Annotated in this window: 13 protein-coding genes and 1 tRNA gene; 7 read left to right on the forward strand and 7 right to left on the reverse strand. The window is 60.2% G+C overall.

Annotation, left to right across the window (positions count from 1 at the left end; all coding sequences use genetic code 11):
• Positions 1–153 precede the first annotated feature (153 nt).
• Entirely contained in the window at positions 154–1,263 is a 1,110-nt protein-coding gene (locus tag JS536_RS06175) for an ATP-binding protein (protein WP_214356235.1), read from the forward strand.
• 118 nt (positions 1,264–1,381) lie between these two features.
• Here the strand turns inward: JS536_RS06175 and JS536_RS06180 are convergent, their stop codons facing one another.
• Complete coding sequence (locus tag JS536_RS06180; protein WP_240544286.1) at positions 1,382–2,650, reverse strand: SpaA isopeptide-forming pilin-related protein; 1,269 nt, start codon at positions 2,648–2,650, stop codon at positions 1,382–1,384.
• Between the two features lie 196 nt (positions 2,651–2,846).
• A complete protein-coding gene (locus JS536_RS06185) occupies positions 2,847–6,755 on the reverse strand; it encodes a prealbumin-like fold domain-containing protein (RefSeq protein ID WP_214356237.1) in 3,909 nt (1,302 codons plus the stop codon).
• Between the two features lie 27 nt (positions 6,756–6,782).
• On the opposite strand from JS536_RS06185, the gene JS536_RS06190 reads away from it, so the two are divergent.
• Entirely contained in the window at positions 6,783–7,013 is a 231-nt protein-coding gene (locus JS536_RS06190) for a hypothetical protein (RefSeq protein WP_214356238.1), read from the forward strand.
• Between the two features lie 699 nt (positions 7,014–7,712).
• Here the strand turns inward: JS536_RS06190 and ileS are convergent.
• Complete coding sequence (gene ileS, locus JS536_RS06195; protein WP_346427464.1) at positions 7,713–11,027, reverse strand: mupirocin-resistant isoleucine--tRNA ligase; 3,315 nt, start codon at positions 11,025–11,027, stop codon at positions 7,713–7,715.
• 795 nt (positions 11,028–11,822) lie between these two features.
• Here ileS and JS536_RS06200 point away from each other — a divergent pair.
• The 4 genes from JS536_RS06200 to JS536_RS06215 all read left to right on the forward strand — a co-directional run bounded on the left by JS536_RS06200 (position 11,823) and on the right by JS536_RS06215 (position 13,926).
• Positions 11,823–12,521: a hypothetical protein gene (locus JS536_RS06200; RefSeq protein WP_214356239.1), complete on the forward strand. Its 699-nt coding sequence runs from the start codon at positions 11,823–11,825 to the stop codon at positions 12,519–12,521.
• 99 nt (positions 12,522–12,620) lie between these two features.
• Positions 12,621–12,956 (forward strand): helix-turn-helix domain-containing protein, encoded by a 336-nt coding sequence (locus tag JS536_RS06205; protein ID WP_214356240.1) that lies wholly within the window; start codon positions 12,621–12,623, stop codon positions 12,954–12,956.
• Positions 12,953–13,405, forward strand: a complete 453-nt coding sequence (locus JS536_RS06210; protein ID WP_214356241.1) for a hypothetical protein — start codon at positions 12,953–12,955, stop codon at positions 13,403–13,405. Before JS536_RS06205 ends, JS536_RS06210 begins: the two co-directional genes overlap by 4 nt.
• 17 nt (positions 13,406–13,422) lie before the next feature.
• A complete protein-coding gene (locus JS536_RS06215) occupies positions 13,423–13,926 on the forward strand; it encodes a hypothetical protein (protein WP_214305269.1) in 504 nt (167 codons plus the stop codon).
• 484 nt (positions 13,927–14,410) lie between these two features.
• Here the strand turns inward: JS536_RS06215 and JS536_RS06220 are convergent, their stop codons facing one another.
• The 3 genes from JS536_RS06220 to JS536_RS06230 all read right to left on the reverse strand — a co-directional run bounded on the left by JS536_RS06220 (position 14,411) and on the right by JS536_RS06230 (position 17,112).
• Positions 14,411–15,655, reverse strand: a complete 1,245-nt coding sequence (locus JS536_RS06220) for a tyrosine-type recombinase/integrase (RefSeq protein WP_217625117.1) — start codon at positions 15,653–15,655, stop codon at positions 14,411–14,413.
• Positions 15,656–15,657: 2 nt separating this feature from the next.
• Complete coding sequence (locus tag JS536_RS06225) at positions 15,658–16,875, reverse strand: site-specific integrase (RefSeq protein ID WP_214356243.1); 1,218 nt, start codon at positions 16,873–16,875, stop codon at positions 15,658–15,660.
• A 163-nt stretch (positions 16,876–17,038) separates the two neighbouring features.
• Positions 17,039–17,112 (reverse strand) — tRNA-Arg (locus JS536_RS06230).
• 111 nt (positions 17,113–17,223) lie between these two features.
• On the opposite strand from JS536_RS06230, the gene JS536_RS06235 reads away from it, so the two are divergent.
• Positions 17,224–18,315 carry an ATP-binding protein gene (locus tag JS536_RS06235; protein WP_214356244.1) on the forward strand — a complete coding sequence of 364 codons (1,092 nt, stop codon included), beginning with the start codon at positions 17,224–17,226 and terminating at the stop codon, positions 18,313–18,315.
• A gap of 52 nt (positions 18,316–18,367) precedes the next feature.
• On the opposite strand, the gene JS536_RS06240 is transcribed toward JS536_RS06235, so the two are convergent.
• Complete coding sequence (locus tag JS536_RS06240; protein ID WP_214356245.1) at positions 18,368–19,237, reverse strand: SIS domain-containing protein; 870 nt, start codon at positions 19,235–19,237, stop codon at positions 18,368–18,370.
• Between the last annotated feature and the right edge of the window lie 119 nt (positions 19,238–19,356).

Genomic DNA, 19,356 nt, shown 5'->3' on the forward strand with positions numbered 1-19,356 from the left:
TACGGTGAACTTTGAGGGAGAGGACCGCATCGACTTCGCCGCCACTTCGCAAAGCTCGATAGCTTACCGCCACCGCCATTTTTGAAACTTTTTATTTTTTTGATATTTTTGATTTTGAGGAATGACAAAGGCGACGGGGAAAAGAGCACGCCCATGAGAACCACTGCAAATCCGTTCAAACCAACCGCAGGCGGAGAACCACCACTACTCATCGGTCGCAGCAAGGTTATACGCGACTTCGAGAAGGGTCTTGACAACGGCGTGGGCGCACCGGGCCGCATCATGCTCATTACTGGCGCACGCGGCACAGGCAAAACGGTGATGCTCACCGTCTTCGAAGACAAGGCGCGCGAACGCAAATGGGATGTCATTGAGGAAACCGCTTCCGAGGGTCTTTGCGAACGTCTGGTCAATGAACTGCGCAATCACGATGGTCTGCTGGACAGACTCACCATCAAGCCGTCGCTCAGTTTCGCCGGAACCAGCCTGAGTCTTGGTGAGGCGGAGCTCTCGCCGAAACGTATGCCCGAAACCCTGCGTAAGGCCATGGCCGAACGAATTGACGCATTGGAGAAACACCACGCCGGTCTGCTTATTTCCATTGACGAGACGCAAGCCGCGGATCGTTCGGACATGATTGCCATCGCGACCGCCATCCAACATCAGATCCGCGAACGTCGCAACATAGCCATTGTGTTCGCCGGGCTGCCTCAGATGGTATCCGACTTGTTCAACGATGAGGTGATCGCGTTCCTGCGCCGCGCGAAAACAAACGTGCTTACCGACGTGCCGATCAAGGAAGTACGCGACGCTTTTGCCAAAACCTTCCAGTCTTCCGGAATGACCATCAACGATGAGCAGCTGCACACCGCAGCCGTGGCCACGCATGGATATCCATACATGATCCAGCTGGTCGGGTATCACATTTGGGATGCCGCTGATCTGCGCGATTCAGACATCATCAACGATGACGATGTGTCCAATGGCATAGCCGAAGCACGAATAGATCTCGATAACGCCGTATGTATCCCGGAGCTACATGGACTATCCGGGAACGACAAGGCATACCTCACCGCCATGGCACAATTCGAGGGCCCTGTCTCCACCGCCGAAGTCGCCGCACGCATGGGCAAGACGCCCAACTACGCCTCCACCTATCGCAAGAGGCTGCTCGATGCCTACGTAATACGCGAGACCGAACGCGGAGAGGTCGATTTCGCCGTGCCGTTCCTGCGGGAGTATTTGCGGCGGAGGGCTGCCTGACAAGCAACCTGCACGACGGCCGCACTAAAAACGCCCGTAAGACAAAGGTGGGTGCATGCCGATACGGTATGCACCCACCTTACGCTATGCCGGATTATCTATATCCGCAGATTGTCAATCAGGCGTTCAGCATGGCCTTGGTCTTGCGGGACTTCAGGAACACCGTCACGCCAGCGCCGGCAAGCAGAGCGGCAACCACGAAGAACAGGGCGATGCCTTCGGCACCGGTCTTGGGGAGCTCGGTGACTGAAGTAATGTTCTCGTATTTCTGATTACCGGTAGCACCAGTGAGAAGGCCGCTCTTGGTCGGGTCAGTGATAGACACCGACAGGGAAGCATCGGGATCCGTGGGATCACCAGTCACCTTGACAATGAGCTTGGCGCGGAACTTGGCAAGATAACCGTCAGGGACAATGCTCTCGTACACCAAGTAGGTGCCCGGAGCCAAGTTATTCAGCTTCACAATACCATTAGATTCAGTGGTAATAGTACCAATCTTATTGGCATCCGTCATATTGTCATCCGTGAAGGACTCAGCAGTGGGGTCATCGGCACCGGTCCACTTGTAAATGTCAAAGACGGCACCAGACAGACCGTTCTTATCCTTGTCCTTGGAACCGACCTTCGTGAACTGGCCGGTGGTGGTGCAGCTGGTGGTCTGCTCCTGCTTGACGTTAGAGGCACCGTCCTTGCCGAGCGCAACCGTGATGGTTCCCTCGCCACCGGTAATATTGCTCAACTTGGTGCCCAGAAGAATGGGCTTGATCTGGTGATACACCACCGGGCACTTCTCCCGTTCGACCTTGTAGTCACCGCTCTTGTCGATAATCATGAACAGACCCTGAGAATCCAAATCCAGAGTAAGCTCATCACCATTGAGCGTTTCAGTAGTAATATTCGTAGCGTCAGTACCCAGTTGCGTGTTGACAGCCTCAATGAAACTACGCCAAGCGGTTTCCTGATGCTGTGCGAAATAGTCAGCATTCTGGGAACCCAACCAGGTAAAAGGATCCTTGATAGGGTTGGTATCACTGTCATAGCCGAGAGCAACGAATGCAGCCTTCAGCTTTTCCAACTGATTAGAAGTCAATGCTGAAGTCAGATAATATTCGCCGTTAGTATCCTTGGTGTAGCCCGCCAACTTCAAATAAGCAAATTGACGTAACCCCTCCTGGGTCTGGGGATCAACGCTGGCCTTGAACTCATCTCCCGCCGCAGTAACGTTCTTCCCTTCTAACTTCACTGTAGTTCCGTCGGGCACAGCTGCAACAGACATAATGCCATCGTTAGTCACGGGGTCATCCTCCGCATTGGCGGTGGTGGCGCTGAATGCCATGCCACCGAGCAGGGTGGCAACGGCGGCTAGGCCGGCGAACAGTTTTCTCATTTGCATGAGATACTCCTTCTTCTTTGTTTGTTCTTTCGATGTTCTGTTGGGATCGCGGAGACTGGCACCGTTGTGGCTCCATGATCCGCAAAATCTGTATTGGGGTTTGCGGCCGGCATCCGTTGATTGGAGGATGCCGGCCGACGCGCTTCCATCACCGACGGCTCATGCAATCGCCTGATGGAAACGCCGTCATTCACAGCTCACGACGTTTCACCCGTCCCGTCGCCAACGCGGCGAGCGCCGCCATCAACGCCAGTCCACCGCCAATGAGCATCCAGCTACGGGCGTCGCCACCGGCAAGCGGCAGCTGCGAGATGGGCTTCGCGTTCGGAATGAGGTTGAGATTGTCATTGTCACCATGCTGCACCTGCATCGAACCCGCGCCGTCAGGCGCCTTCACTTGGATGATGGTGCCCTGTGCTGGCTGCTCGTATTCGATTTTGAATGTGTAAGTGAGGCCAGAGAGCACATATCCTTCGGGCGCCCTGGTTTCCTTCAGCTCGTACGTATACGCGCCGGCTGTGCTGGACGCCGGGCGGGCCAAGCCGGAGACCTTAAGTTTGCCGGCGGCATTGTCGAGGTCGGCGTATGCGGTGATCTTGGCAATCTTGCCGGTCGTATCCACGGTGTTGTGCCCGGACGAGCACGGCGTAGTGGCACCGGACTCGCTCTTGCAATCGGCCACCGGGGCGGTAACTGTCAGGTCATTGCCTTGCGCATCGTGCACATGCGTTCCCGCGGCGTCCGCGTACGGACCTGTAATCGTCCACCCGGATCCGTCAAGCGCGTTGCCATTCACGTTCTGTACGTCCACCTTGCTCCACAGTACGTTCGGCTGCTGGTTGATGATGACCTTGCTCGTCACTTCCGTATTGGTTGCCGGCTTAACGGAGCCGTCGTGGTACATGAGCGCCGCGGTCTTGGTCGCGCCTGGCTCGATATCGAACCAGTAGTACGACTCGGCCGTCATGCGGCTGGACTTCCAGTAGCCGTCAGGCGTCTTGGATTCCTCCAGCTTGTACCGACCGGCAGGAAGATTCTCCAGCGTGAATACACCCGCATCAGGATTATGGTCGGAGAGCACATGGTTGGTCGGGGCGTTCGCGTTGCCTGCGTCTTCGCACGCGATGCCGTTCGCGGTCTGCTTGACGCAATCGCTCACCGTGTACGGGGTACCGTTCTGATCGATGGGCGTGACCGTCCAAGTGGTGTTCTTGACCGCCTCAGTGGGATGGTCGCCGTCCATCTTGCCCCACGAGACGCCCGGCAGCACGGTGTTGCCGATAACCGCTTCGACGCCAAGGTCGCCGTTTCCGTCGGACCATTCTGCCTGCGCGTTGCCGACGGTGAACGTGTACTTCTTCGAGGACGGGCTATAGCCGGCCGGCGCCTTGTATTCGGTAACCGTGTATTTACCGTTGGCGAGGTTGTTGATATCGAAGCCGCCGCCGTCGGGATTGTTGTCGAAGCCGGCGTAGTTCACGTTACCGTCCGCGTCGTTGGATGTGTTGTCTTTGACGATGGCGGAGCGTTTGGTCACGTTGCCGTTACTGTCGATCTCTTCCTTCCAGCAGTAGCCGTTCTCCCAGTCGCCCGCAGCGAGCTGGTCGGCGGTGCACACCTTCGGGTAGAAGTTCGGGTCGAACGGGCCGCCGATAGTGGTTACGTCAGTGGTGTTGGCGGTGCCATCACCGTTCTTCACCTTGATTGTCGCGGACTTGGTTTCGATGAGCCATTCGGAGCCGGCGAGTTGATTGTCCTTAGTGGCCGTGGTGGGTGTACTTCCATCCGCATTGTTCTTCACCTTGCTCCACGAAGCCGTGTACGGCGAGGAGAACTTCACGTTACCGTTGGTGCCGAATGCGCCACCGGACAGACGAGCCTGGTTGCCGGTCATTTCCACCGCAGCCGCGGCTTTGGCAGCGGACTTCTTGGACGCCTGTTGAGCAGCGTTACCGGTTACCACAGCCTTCAGCGCGACGCCGGTAGTTGTATATTCAGCCGACGTATTGCCTTCCAGCCCCAGCTTCAGGTCCTTGGCGTGATCAACGTATCCATCAATCGTCGAATTAACGACCTCGCCATAGCGACCACCCTTCTTGCTGACGGCAAGGTTACGGTTGCTGCCTTGATTGGGAACACTGTTCTGATAGGCGTCGTCATAGCCGCTGGCATCCCTAAGCGGGCTGCCATCGTGATACCACGTGACCGCGGATTCAGTACGATCGGTGAACCATGAATCCATCAGTACAAAACTGGACTTTGTGATGCCCGAATTCCTTTTATGGTACGGATTCATGATGGCGAAGTCAGCACCTGCCTCGGTGCCATCGGAATCCTTTGTGTATTGATCCGTACCCTTGAGCGGATTCTGGTTCTCTGTATTCGGATCGGTGCCTTTGCTCACGCTGTTATCAAACAATGCGATGTTGCCACCCTTGGACGCTTCGCCTATACCAGAAGGGCACAACCACAAACCACCACCAAAGTGACCGGCCGTGTTAGAATATGCCACCGCCTTAGCGATGTACGACGTGGAATGCTCTTCGGTATAAACGGCTCCGCCTAGATAGCCAGAGGAATTACCAGTGAACTTGCCGCCCATAAAGAACGCCTCGGAATTGCCATCCTGTACGAAGATAGCTCCACCGGCACCACCATTGGGAATCACCTTGTTGCCGTTGTCATCGGTCAAATCGTTGCCGCCCGCATCCTGCATGTACTGATGGTCATAGATGCCGGACCAGTTGTGATCGAACAACGGCTTGTTACCACGGTCATCATTGCGGATGGAAAGCTTACCCTGAACATAGATGGCGCCGCCACCCACGCCCCAACCATAGGTACGGGAGTAATTTTGGGTGAACTTCACACCACCCACAATGATCAGCGAACCACCATCAAGACGGATGGCGCCGCCACCGCTACGATATCTATGGCACGGGTTCGGTTTGTCATTCGTGCACTGTACATCCGACGTGAAGGTCTGTGCATTGCCGGTGAACGTGCCACCGGTGATGGTGGTGGAGCCTTGGTCCTGCGAAATGGCACCGCCACCCTGGCCATCACCATTGCCCTTCTCGTTGGTTGCTTCGGTTTTGTTGCCATTGAATTCGCCGCCACTGATAGTCAAGGTACCATCACTGTGGATAGCGCCGCCACTGGTGTAACTCACATTGTTAGAGAACTTCACTTTGCCGACCGTTTCATCCACGGTCATCACTCCAGTCGGACTTTTCTGCATGAACACGCCGCCGGCAAGAGTGGACTCGTTACCGGAAAATTCGCCACCATGCACTGCGATATCGCCGGTGTCGCTGTACACCACGCCACCGCGCTCCGCCTTGTTGTTGGAGAACGTGCCGCCATTGATGACGACGCTGCCGCCGTTGATGTAAGCGAGCGTGCCCTGGGTACGGTTCGTGTTGGCAGTCGTGTTGTTGCCGTCGAACGTGCCGTTGTTCACGGTGAGGGTGCCACCGGTATTCACGTAGGCGAACCAACGGTTGCCGTTCTTGTAGGAGAAGCCGCCGTCATTCGCATCCTGTCCAACAGTGAGGGTGGCGCCGTTGTTTACCACAAAGAACGCATCGAGGTTACCGCTTGTAGCGGTGGCAGTGAGCGCCGGCTGGTTGCCGGTGGTGGCGGTGAGAATCACATTACCCTGCGACACAGCGACCGCGCCACCCGCGGGCACGTCGATGGTCTTGGTGATGGTGACGAGGCCGGACTGGCCGTTGGTCACGCAGCCGGCAAGGGTGCTCCAGTCCTGCACGTTATCGCAGTTGGCGATGGGCGTGACCACCTGAGGTGTAGCGGGAGTGTTGTTGTCATTAGAATCATCGGAAACGTTGCCATCCGCGTTGGTGTTGCCAGTGTCCGTATCGCCGTCGGTGCTATCAGTACCGTCGTCAGGCACGTTCGAGACATCACCGTCGGCCTGGTCGGCCCAGGTGCCGGTGCTGGAATCGCTGGAGGTGGTGCCGGGGAGGGTGAAGTCGTCGGCTAGGGCGGAACCGGCGTAGGTGAGGCCCAGGGCGGCGGCGGTCAGTACGCCTACGAGTTTGATCCAGCGCTTGTTGGGCTTGTTGTTGCGCTTCATTGGTTGCGTCCTTCCATGGCTGCGGCCTTGGTCGTCGTGCTGTTCATGTCTGTCTTGGATGTGCTGTCGGGTGCGTCGTTATATCGGCGTTCGGGTGGTTTCGTCGGCGTCTCGGAGTGGAACCGATATCTGGGGATGCGGCGGTTTCGTGCGCGCGAAACATCAGGTCCGGTGATTCGCGGGATGCTAGTCGGACCGGTGTTCGCCGTCATTGCGAATTGGCGGGTTCGATTCGTGATCGCCGTGATGCCGAAGTGAAGGGGTGTGGTGAGGGCGGTTGGTGCGCTTGTGGAAGCATCCGATATGACCATCGGCATGTTTCGGCTTCCTCCTGCCCTTTTTGCCACGCGCTAGCACCACAGCGCTCGTCCGTGAGCGCTCACAAACGCGGGCGCACTTCGTTCTCTATTAGGTTCTTATACCCCCCTTGAGGAGGGTTTGTCAAAGGAGAATGCGTGTTTGCAATGAATATGCAGGGCGTTTGTGCAAGTGGAATTTTGTTAGAGGAATTGACTATTTGGCGGGATGTGTCAGGTGGGGTGGGGGTTTATTGGTACAGCGACTCCCCTCAGTCAGCTACGCTGACAGCTCGTCCTGCAATTACAGACGGGCTACGCCCGCGGGTTTCCGGCTCGCCTATCGGCTCGCACACTGCCTACAAACAGTCCACTGGACTGTTTGCTTTACGGCAGTGTCCTCAGAGAGGGGAGCCAAGGACCAAGCATGACCTGGTTTGATCACACCCTGTCAGCTCCGACAGCTCGTCCTGCAATTACGGACGGGCTACGCCCGCGGGTTTTCGCGGCTTTGGCCGCGGCTACTACCCCTCAGTCACGCTGCGCGTGACAGCTCCCCTGACAAGGGGAGCCAAGGTTGGTCAAAACAAAAACAAGGTGGGCCGAACCCTTGCGGTTCAAGCCCACCTTGTTGCATATAGCTCCGTCAGTGGCTAATCAGTCAGGCCTTGGCGACCTCGACGGACAGCTCCTTGGCGGCATCGTCGGCCTTGATGTCGAGCGACGTGGCGAGGGTTTCGTGAGCGATGAGGTCACGGAACTGCTCGGCCTTCGGCGCGTCGGCGGCCGGCACGGTCAGCGTCAGGGCGATGCGGTCGGCGATGTCGAGACCGGCGTCCTTACGGGCGTCCTGCACGGCGCGGATGGCGTCGCGGGCGTAGCCCTCGGCCACCAGATCGTCGGTCAGGGCGGTGTCGAGGATCACGAAACCACCGGTCGGCAGGGCGGCGGAGACGGAGGCCGCGGCCTCGGCGGCGTTCTCCTCCTCCACGCGGTTGATGAGCTCGTACTCGCCCTCGACCAGCGCGACCTCGCCGTTCGGGGTCTCGACCACCGGGGCGCCGGAGGCGTCCACGTGCCAGGCACCGGTCTTGGAGGCCTTGATGGCGAACTGCACCTGCTTGCCCAGGCGCGGACCCGCGGCGCGGGCGTTCACCTTGAGCTGGTGCACGATCTTGAGGCCCTGGGAACCGGCGTCCTCCATGGTGCAGAACTCGATGTCCTTGACGTTGAGCTCGGACTTGAGCACGTCGGCGTAGGCGCGCACGTCGTCCACGTCCTCGACCACCACGGTGAGCTTGGCGAGCGGCTGACGCACGCGGATCTGCTCGGCCTTGCGCAGGGAGAGGGTGCCGGAGACGACCTCGCGGACCTTCTCCATGGCCTCGACCAGCTTCGGATCATCCACGAGCACGCGGCCCAGCTCGGTGGCCTCACCAGTCTCTTCGGAGACCACGAACGGCCAGTCGGCCAGGTGCACGGACTCGCCGCCGGTCAGGCCGCGCCACACGGACTCGGCCTCCATCGGGGCGAGCGGCGCCAGCACGCGCATGAACACCTCAAGCACGGTGTACAGGGTGTTGAAGGCGTTGGCATCCTCGTTCCAGAAGCGGTCACGGGTGTTGCGGATGTACCAGTTGGTGAGCACGTCGATGAAGTCGGACGCGGCGTCGCAGGCGTCGGAGATGGCGAAGTCGTTGAGCGACTGCTCCACCTTCTCCACCAGACGGCGGGTGCGGGCCAGCAGGTAGCGGTCCATTTCGGGCAGGCCGGCCACCTCGTCCGCACGCAGGTGACGGGCGTCGAAACCGGCCCCGCCATTCGCCGCGTTGGCGTACAGCGTGAAGAAGTAGTACGAGCTCCACACCGGCAGCATGACCTGGCGGACCGTGTCGCGGATACCCTCGGCGGTGACGATGAGGTTGCCGCCGCGCAGGATCGGCGAGCTCATGAGGAACCAGCGCATGGCGTCGGAACCGTACTTGTCGAACACGCCGTTCACGTCCGGGTAGTTGCGCAGGTGCTTCGACATCTTCTGGCCGTCGGAGCCGAGCACGATGCCGTGGCAGATCACGTTCTTGAACGCCGGGCGGTCGAACAGGGCGGTGGCCATGACGTGCAGCAGGTAGAACCAGCCGCGGGTCTGGCCGATGTACTCCACAATGTAGTCGGCCGGGAAGTGCTGCTCGAACTTCTCCTTGTTCTCGAACGGATAGTGGAACTGCGCAAAGGACATGGAGCCGGACTCGAACCAGCAGTCGAGCACGTCGGGGATGCGGCGCATCGTGGACTTGCCGGTCGGGTCGTCCGGGTTCGGGCGGGTCAGGTTGTCGATCCACGGACGGTGCATGTTGACGTTGCCGTCCTTGTCGCGCGGGTAGTCGCCGAAGTCGTTCTTCAGCTCCTCGAGCGAGCCGTACACGTCCACGCGCGGGTACTTCGGGTCGTCGGACACCCACACCGGGATCGGGGAACCCCAGAAGCGGTTGCGGGAGATGGACCAGTCGCGGGCGTTGGCGAGCCACTTGCCGAACTGGCCGTCCTTCACGTTCTCCGGGATCCAGTTGATCTGCTGGTTGAGCTCCAGCAGACGCGGCTTGATCTTGGTCACGGAAACGAACCAGGACGAGACCGGCTTGTAGATCAGCGGGGTGGCGCAGCGCCAGCAGTGCGGGTAGGAGTGGACGTAGCTCTTCTCCTGGAAGAGGATGGCGCGCTTGTCCTCGTCGATCTGGGCGAGCGGGCCGTCGCCGGCGCGCAGGTTACGCAGGATCGGCAGGTTGGCGTCGAACACGAACATGCCCTCATACTCCGGGCACTGCGAGGTGAAGCGGCAGCCGGCGTCGAGCACGTCGGTGCTCTTGATGCCCTTGGCGTTGAGCGTGTTCATATCGTCCTCGCCGTAGGGGGCCTGGTGGACCAGACCGGTACCTTCGACGGTGTCGACGTAATCGGCGGTGAAGATGGTGTAGCCGTTCGGACCGGGCACGTTGCCCTCGGTCTCGGCCTTCTCGCCCGCGAAGTACGGGAAGACGGGCCAGTAGCGGCGACCGGCCAGCTCGGAGCCCTTGAGCTCGCGCACGACCTCGTAGTTCTCGCCGAGTTCCTTGGTGTAGTGCGGGAGCAGGTCCTTGCCGAGGTAGAACTTCTTGCCGGCGAACTTGCCCTCAGTGGGCTGGACCTCGACGTAATCGATGTCCGCGCCGACCACGATGGCGAAGTTGGTGGGCACGGTCCACGGCGTGGTGGTCCAGAAGACGGCGTAGGCGTCCTCGTCGCGCAGCTTGACGGCCACGGAGACGGTGGTGTCCTGGCGATCCTGGTACACGTCGGCGTCCATGCGCAGCTCGTGGGCGGACAGCGGCGTACGGTCCTTCGGGCAGTACGGCAGCACGCGGTAGCCCTGGTAGGCCAGACCCTTGTCGTACAGCTGCTTGAAGGCCCACATCACGGACTCCATGTACGGGATGTTCAGGGTCTTGTAGCCGTGCTCGAAGTCCACCCAACGGGCCTGACGGTGCACGTAGTCCTGCCATTCGTGCGTGTACTTCAAGACGGAGGCGCGGCAGGCGTCGTTGAACTTGTCGATGCCCATCTTCTCGATCTGGTCGACCGAGTCGATACCGAGCTCCTTCTGCGCCTCAAGCTCGGCGGGCAGGCCGTGGGTGTCCCAGCCGAAGACGCGATTGACCTTGCGGCCCTTCATGGTCTGGTAGCGCGGGATCACGTCCTTGGCGTAGCCGGTCAGCAGGTGGCCGTAGTGCGGCAGGCCGTTGGCGAAGGGCGGGCCGTCGAAGAACACGAACTCGTTCTGGCTGTGGTCGCCGGAGGGGTTGCGCTCCACGGACTTCTGGAAGGTGTCGTCCTTGTCCCAGTAGTCCAGGACGGTCTCCTCCATGTGGGGGAAGCTGGGGTTCGGCGCCACGTGCGCGGTTTCGCCGCCCTCGTTCGCCTTGGGATATACGTTTTCGCTCACCGTAGATCTCCTCAATGGTTCTGTGTGGTCCATCAGGGGCGATTGGTGACGTTTCGGTGCGATTGGCCGGTCCGACCGTTCGCGTGCGGTCCGCCGGCAACCTCGCCGATTGCCCTCGAAGCCGGAACCTTATGTTCCGTCCGGGGCGACCGTCGTGTCGTCGCTCCTGCTACGAGGACGATGCCGGACGATTCGTTCGCCCGCCACCGCGGTACCACCTCGCTTGCCGCATGCCTTCCGGGTTGCCCCGGGTGGTCGCGACCGCTTGCGTTCGGCTGTCTCGGGCCGATCCCGTCGGTTCTACTGGGCGATTCCCTGGGATTCCTTGAGATTCATGAGACTCAGGAAAGCCGCCGTTCTTCCGAAGGCTCCCCGCTGATAACGGATCATCGCCCTACAACGAGGCACATCGTAGCACGGGCGCGGGCCAAATCCGGCGGCACGGCCGAATCGTCATCCATCGGACCGGATTGGACAGGAAAGGCGAAGTCTCAATCGCATTCATCATGGAGCGGCATTGCACACGACTGGCACACGGGAGAGATGCCAAAGCCCTTGGAGGCTAGTGTTTCCAAGGGCTTTCGAGTGACCCCGGCCGGGCTCGAACCGGCGACCCTGAGATTAGAAGTTTCTGCCTTTTTCATCCGTAATGCCTTATTTTACAACGGGTTTCGGCTAGAGCTGCAACCGCTTGCACCCTCCGTGCACCTCTACGCTTCAAAATATTCATTACGCATAGTCTCGAACTGAGGACTACAGCAGAAAAACCGGGGTAGTCTAGTCGGCATGGAAACCATGCACGAGATCACGCCGAGCGATACACGCCGTATCGCTTACGCCGTCGTGCTGGGAAACGGCGGGACGGCCCACGGTTCACATTGTCGTGATCTCGTGGCGCAACTGTCCAAGGTGCTGCAATCCGTCGAGATTGCCCCCGCCGACACTGCCACAGGAAAGATCACCCCCGGCCGCGCGGGTGCCTTGTTCACTGCCTCGGTGACAGGACTTGACGACATGGCCCGCCGTTGCGCGCTGTTCGTCGGCATGGCTAACGGTTCCATCTCCGTTACCGCCGCCGCTGAACTTGTGCTTGACGACGATTTACAGCTAACGGCAGAGGAAACCGCCGAACTGTTCAACCTGTGGAAGCTGGAAGTAAGACAAACGCCCGCCCCGGCCGAAACTGTCCGCCAGTGGGCGCGTATGCACGCCTTGGCGGCGCTTGCCCAGTACGCCGAGGAATACGCCGCCGCTGGGTTGCTTGAACTCCGCGCCGACTGTCTGCGCATGCTGTCCGATAGCCGGGCGTATGTGGCCCCCGCCGCGTCCGTCTTGGCTGTCCTTATGCTGCTCGCTGCGGTGCTGCAACAGCTCGCCGCGCTGCAATTCCCCGACACTGGGCTACCTCCCGATATTGCCCCCATTGTGTCTCTTCTGGTTATCGCGGCCATACTCGCGCCGCGCGCCCCTCAGTATCACCCCTCAATGGCGTGAATCTTGGGGGATAGTGTCGGACGTGCCCGCGTATCGGCCTTAAGGGCATGACTCTATGACGTTCTGACGCTCCCCCGCATACTTGAGGGAGTAAAAACCATGTCTAAGCAAGTCCCCGGCGTGCCCGCCTTGCTTGTGAATCGAACCAACGCCGCCGCAATGCTCGGCGTGGAAGCCGTGACCGTGGATAGGTGGACGGCTACCGGCGTGTTGCCTGTGGTCAAGGTGCCCGGTACAGGTAAGGCCGGGCGGCCCCGGAATATGTACGCCGTGGCTGATCTCAAGCGCTTTATCGAAGCGCACACAACCACGATGCAGCATCCCAGCCCCGACATGGCACCTCGCCCGTGCCGACGCGCCGCGTCTTCTGCCGCTGATCTGCAACACAGCAGCGCCGCCGCGATTCTCTCCATGGGAAAGGCGGGCGAGCGATGACTAAGCGTAGTGCGATAGATCACAAGACCGGACAGCTAAGGAATTACGCAGTAAAAGAGCTGTATTTGTATATCGCCCGGCAAGTCAAGGGCACGAAAGGTTATCAGCAATTCGACTATGCAAGGTTGGCGCACCTCGTGGGGTTGCCGTGGCATTTTGATTTGACCAGTGGGCGCAATGCTCCCGTGATCGTGCAATTGCGGGCGGGACTCGAACGCTTGGAGCGCGAACGGTGGATATTGGTAAAGCCCCACACCTATAACACGGTGCTCGTGCTGCTGACCGCTAATCCCGCGAAGCTAGTGCGCAAGTATGGCGAAAACCACATAGACCGCTGCTTGGGCTTCTTGCCCGAACAACAGAAACGCGAATGCCCCAGCCGCGAATATGAGTCAGCCTGTGCCCTTGAGACAAGCGAGCGGAACTCACGGCATGTGCAAGTGCGATAGTGGCGGGAGGTGCTGTTATGGCGAACCTCCCTAGCCTCGGGCGCATGATAGATAGCCTCATGCCGTTCTATCCGCCCAAGGTGGTAACGCTCAAAGACTGGCTCGTGCTGCATTACATGGCCGATCATGTGAAAACGTCCGGCGACATGTGGACTGTCTATCGCTTCTTCGGGAGCCGTGACAAGTGGGCACGCAACATGTACCCTGACACGGCCCCGGCCAACGCTGTGCGCTACATCGGCAAGTCGTTACGGCATCTTGCCGCGGCCGGACTGATAGAGCAAACGCAAGACGCCGGGCGTGGCAGAACGGCGGAATACAAACTATTGATAGCCGAGCGCTACAAGGAACGTCGCCATGTTGTCGCGCTGCTGCAAGAAACGGCCCGAGTTCACTACGAACTAGGCATAGAGATAGCCAAGCAATGCCGGGACGGATTCACGCCTCGAAAAGGCCTTGAGCCGGTTGCTGTGCCTCAGTGCCTAATCGCGGTGGATAACCCCGACTGGGAGTGTGGATAATCCACGTCGGGGCAACGTCTCACGGGATAACAGACATACACCAAACGGGATAATAAAAATCCCTATGGTGTATGTCTGTTATACACAATGGTGTATGTTCAATATCCCTAATGGTGTATGTCAGATATACACCCTAGTAAGAGATAGTTAGAGAGAGTAAGAGTTAGTTAGAACGTAGTGAGAGGAATCGGCGCGGCGGGCCGCCCGTTTTTTTAAAACGCCCTCCCCCGAAAAGACCCCGCGCATAGTTTTTCTTACTCTCGAACTTCAGAAAAAAATTTTGATAATCATTATCAAAAACGGCTGTTACCGGACATGACGGCAGCCCGCCGTACTCCCTGCCGCCTCACCTCCCGCGGCATTCGCCCCATATTAGATATTGATAATCATTTTTAATTGTTGTAGAGCGCGGCCGTCTTCGGTATATGGCGGGCCGATCTCTATGCGCTGTGTCGTAAGATCGGCCCGTCGTGTGGCGTGGTGCCTATCGGGTTATCTTGCTTGTGTATTCGGCCGCCAGCATGCCGGCAAGGCCGCAGAGCGTGGGCACGTCGAAATTGATAGTGCCGCGTATCTGCCCTAAGTGGTTGGGTACGAGATCGACCATGCCGGCCTTGCTGAGTCTGCGGGCCGCCGCCCGCACCACGCTTGAACGCCGCGCGTATCCAATGGCCCGCACCCTGTGCAGCTCCGCGAACCACTCCGCCGAGATATCGAACTCGCGCGCCCCGCCCGCTCGGTGCTCGGCAAGGTAGAGCGTGAGCATAAGCGCCATGCGCACCGCCTCGGGCGTGGTCTGCGCCGTTTCACGGCCGTTCTTGCCCTCATACGGGTAACGGATATCGCCGTTACTCCGTCGCGGCGGCGCGGGGCTGTCTTGGCGGCTGGGCGGTTCCATGCGCACCTTGTCGCCTTGCATGGCCGCCGCATTCACCAGCGAACACAAGGCATACTCAGGCAATGCCACGTAATGCTCCGTGGTCTTGGTGCTCGCGTGCCCGAGCGCGCGGGCCACGCCCAGCATGTCGTGAGACTGCGAATAGGCCACGGTGGCGAAGCGATGGCGCAATTTGTGCGCGCTCCACCCTTCGGGCAGCAGCCGAGAAATGTGTTTGCCCACGTAACCGTCGGCCACATGGCCGCCATACCGGCCGGGGAACACGTAGCCATCCGCCGCCCTGAGACGCTGCGCCAGATCGTCACGGATAGGCAATATGCGTTGCTTGTCGCCCTTGCCGTTGACCATGAGCGCCCAACCGTTCTCACTCGGGATAACGTCGTTGCTGTGCACGCGGGCTATCTCACCGCGCCTTAGCCCATATTCGGCCGCCAGCGCCAGCATGAGCCGTTCAGGTTCCGTGGCCTTGCCCAGCGCCTCGGTTATGTACTCCTCGGGGCATGGCCTCGGGTGCGGGCGCGGCATCTTCATTTTCGGTATGGCTGCCGCCAGATCGTCGCCGCGTATCCCCTCCCGATAGCACCATGAGAAGAACGTGACCAAGGCACTACGTAGATTGCGGCGCGTCTCTTGCGCCTTGGCCGCCGCCAGCACCTCCACTATCTGCGCCGCCGTGACCTGTTCGGGCGGCGTGCCCGTAATACGCGCGAAACGACATAGCTGGATGCGCCGTGTGTTTAACGTGCTGTCCGCCATGCCCTGAGCCTTCTCATACTCCAGAAAGCCGTTCACGGCTTCACGCCACGCCTCGGGTATCGGCTGAGATTTCATGCTCACAGAGACTCACCGCCCTTCACCCGCACAGCTACGGCCGGCGCGGAACCAACGCCGAGACCTGCCGCCATCGCGTCCATACGTGCCACAAGCCTCAAGTCGTCCTCTTCGGCCGCATGCTGGTAGATCAACGCCGCCCGCATGCTGCTATGCCCCATGCGCCGCATAAGCTCCTTGGTAGTGGCCCCGGCCTTGGCCGCCAGCGTCGCGCCCGTATGCCTTAGATCGTGAAAACGCATATCGGGACGCCCGGCGATTACACGTGCACGCCGAAACATCTTGCCTACGGTGCTGCTAGTCATGGGGGTACCGTTGCGCGTGCCGAACACATACGCCGCATTGTCGGCCCCGGTGAACTTCTCCATGTGTGCCGTAAGCAAGTCCGTGAGATGGGCCGGCAAATACACCACGCGACGGCCCGCGTCGGTCTTGGGCAATGCCTCCTCGTACAGCCTGCCGCCCAACCGGTATGCCTGTTTATCGACGTTCAGCCGGTAGCAGATCACCCCGGAACCATCGACCACAAGCACCGCGTCGGCACGCCGCAAGCCCGCAAGCTCGCCAAAACGCAAGCCCGACCATGCCGCCACGTGGATAAGCGCCCGGTAACGCTCCGGCATGTTCGCCGCTATCTTGTCCAGTTCCTCAAGGGTGGCGGGCTTGCGTTCCGTCGCCTTGACGCGGGCCGCACCCTTGATGACGCAGGGGTTATGCCGTATCACTTCGTCGCGCACACCCTCGGCCATGATCGTGTGCAACAGCCTATAAGCCTGAGACGCGCGCGTTTTGCCCGTGCTGCGCTTATTCGGCATTTTCCCGGCCTTGGCCCGAGCCTCGAACATCTCCGCGATCTTGGCCCACCACTGCTTAACCACGAGTGGCGTTATATCATTCATCGGCAGCGCTCCCAGCAAGGGCAACAACAATTGATCGAGTAGTTCCGCATACATGCGTGCGGTTCCGGGCGCTAGGTTATCTTTATGCCCCTTGAGCCACGTCAGCGCGTACACCCTGAACGTCTGACCAGCTAAACGCGGGTCTACCCACTCATTGCGGTTAATTGACGTTCGCACATCGCTAAGCCATGCGTCGGCGTCCGCCTTGCTGCCGAACGTATCGGGCGCGTTGAATCGCTCGCCGTTCATCATGTAGGAAGCCTGATAGCGTCCCGAACGCATCTTCACGACTTTTCCGAAACTCCGTCTTTTCTGCGGCATGTGTTCACCTCCGGCGTGTCGCGGGGCTTAGGGTGCTGAATAAGCCTTTGCACCCTCCGTGCACCCTAAGCCCTGTCGATTTTGGTTAATTTGAGATGAAAACAAGCAGAAAACGCAAATAGAAAAACCCTCGAAATCGGCATGATTCCAAGGGTTTCACTAGTGACCCCGGCCGGACTCGAACCGGCGACCAAATGATTAGAAGTCACATGCTCTATCCAGCTGAGCTACGGGGCCAAACCTGCCCCAGTCTACCCATAGGGGTGTAGAAACGTCCGGACGAAACGGATACGCGCATTTGCGCGGTGTTGCGCGTGTCCGCAACACAAGGGTACGTACCATCGAGACATGGGGACGAAATCGCATGAATCGAATCAGCAGCCGGCAAATCAGGACGTGCCGGATCAGACCACGTCGGAGCCGACGGATTCGTTGCAGTCCATGCTGCTTTCGGACCAGTGCCCGTTCATGACCAAGGTCATCATGTTCGACGGCGACGCCAAAACCACCATCCGCGAGCGCCGCACGTTCACCGGTTCGCTGCTCAAGCAGCTCGACGAGGCGGGCGCGATGCTCAACCGGGCGAACGGGGACGGGCGATTCCCCGCCGTCGCGGTGCGCGAGGCGTTGGTGAACGCGCTGGAACACCGCGATTACGGCTATTCGGGTCCTACGATCGTCAACGTGTTCGACTCGCGGCTGGAGATCATCTCGCTCGGCGGTCTTGCGGCGGGACTGGAGATCAATGACCTGCTCAACGGGGTCAGCCAGCCGCGCTATCCCGCGCTGGCCGAGCGGCTGGCGAACCTTGGCCTGTGTGAGGATTGCGGCGCCGGCGTGCAACGTATCATGGACGCCTATGCGGACCAGCCGGTCAGCCCGCAGCTGCGCGTCGGGCCGACGTCGGTGGCGCTGGTGCTGCCGTCGCTGGTTCCTGCGGGCTCCGGGCCATCGCCGGACGGGCAGCGTACGAACGGAACCGCCGGCGAGCGGCAGGACGCGCCGGCCGAGGGCGACACCAGCGACGCCCATACCAACGTGCTGCGCTTCCCCACCATCCAGCGTATGACCGATCAGGCTTCCGAAGCCCTGACGGGCGCGCGGGTCATCGGATGCGCGCCGATGCAGATCCTGGTGCTGGGCCGCGGATTCGACACGGAACTGCTCGGTATGGCCGCGGAGGCCACGGATACCGGCGAATCGCAGTCGGCTTTGGACGTGAAGCTGATGGACCAGTCGAACGAAGCGCTGGAACAGGCCACGTTGAACCTGATATCCGGCAGCGGCGTGCCGATGAGCCGACAGTCCATCCAGAACCAGATGCAGCTCAGCAAGGACAAGGCCAACCTGATTCTGCGACGGCTGGTGCATGACGGCAAGGTCGTCAGGAGCGGCAAATCGCGGGCCACCACGTATTCGGCCGCGGAGGCCGGGCAGTAAGCCGGTCTCTCCCCCGGCTCGGCGGCCGGCCGCTCAGTGCGCGATCTCGGCCTCAGCCCTCGAAGACGCGGTCGCGGATCATGCGGCCGGATTCGTCCAGCGCGGTGGAGAACCGGCCGTAGTCGGAGAGGATCACGCCCATGTACAGCATGTCCACGAGCGCGGTATCGGCCACGCGCGAGAAGATCGCATTGCCGTAGATGGTATGCGAGTCGCGCCCGGTCAGCAGCACTACATCAGCCCAGCCGGCCAAGGGAGCGCCCACGGCGTTGGTGATCGCGATGGTTTTGACCCCACGCGACTTCGCCAACCGCAGCGCCTTGACCGTATCGGCCGAGCTGCCGGAGTGGGAGAACGCGATGGCCACGTCGCCATGGGTGAGGTGGCCGGCACCGATCTGCTGCAGGTAGGCATCGGTATTGAGACGGCACGCCAGTCCCAGATACTCAAGCTTGGTGAACAGGTCCATGGCCGGCGTCAGGGAGTTATCCACGCCGAAAATGTCGATGAAACGCGCTTCGGCGATCAGCGAGATCGCCTTGCGGTAGGCCTTGCCGTCCAACGCGCTGTACAGCTCGTCGATGAGCGACTTCGCGCTGTCCACGGCCTTGGCGGGGATGTCGTCCGCGCTGTCCCACGGGTTCAGGTCGAATCCGGCCAGCGGGTTGAACGCCACCTTGTGCTCGGCGTCCGGGTGACGCAGCACGTAACGCAGTTCACGGTAGCCGCCGAAGCCGAGTTTGCGGGCGAAACGGATCACCGTGGGCTGGCTTACGTGCGTGATCTCCGCCATCTGGCCCACGGTCAGGTCGGCAGCCTCCTCGATGTGGTCCCGGATGTACTGGGCCACGGAGCGCTCCGCCGGACGGAGCGACGGATACACGTGGTCGATGCGCTCACGTATTCCCACCGAGGATTGCACGGGTCAGCTCCTTGACATGCTTCGTCTTGTCATCTCTGTTTTACGAGCGTACCGGCTGCCGGCGGCGGATGCGCGGGATTGGATTGACTGCAATATGAACTGTGGGGAAACTTTCCCAT

Origin of the sequence: Bifidobacterium sp. SO4 (assembly GCF_018555355.1) — a bacterium.
GTDB classification, from domain to species: domain Bacteria; phylum Actinomycetota; class Actinomycetes; order Actinomycetales; family Bifidobacteriaceae; genus Bifidobacterium; species Bifidobacterium miconisargentati.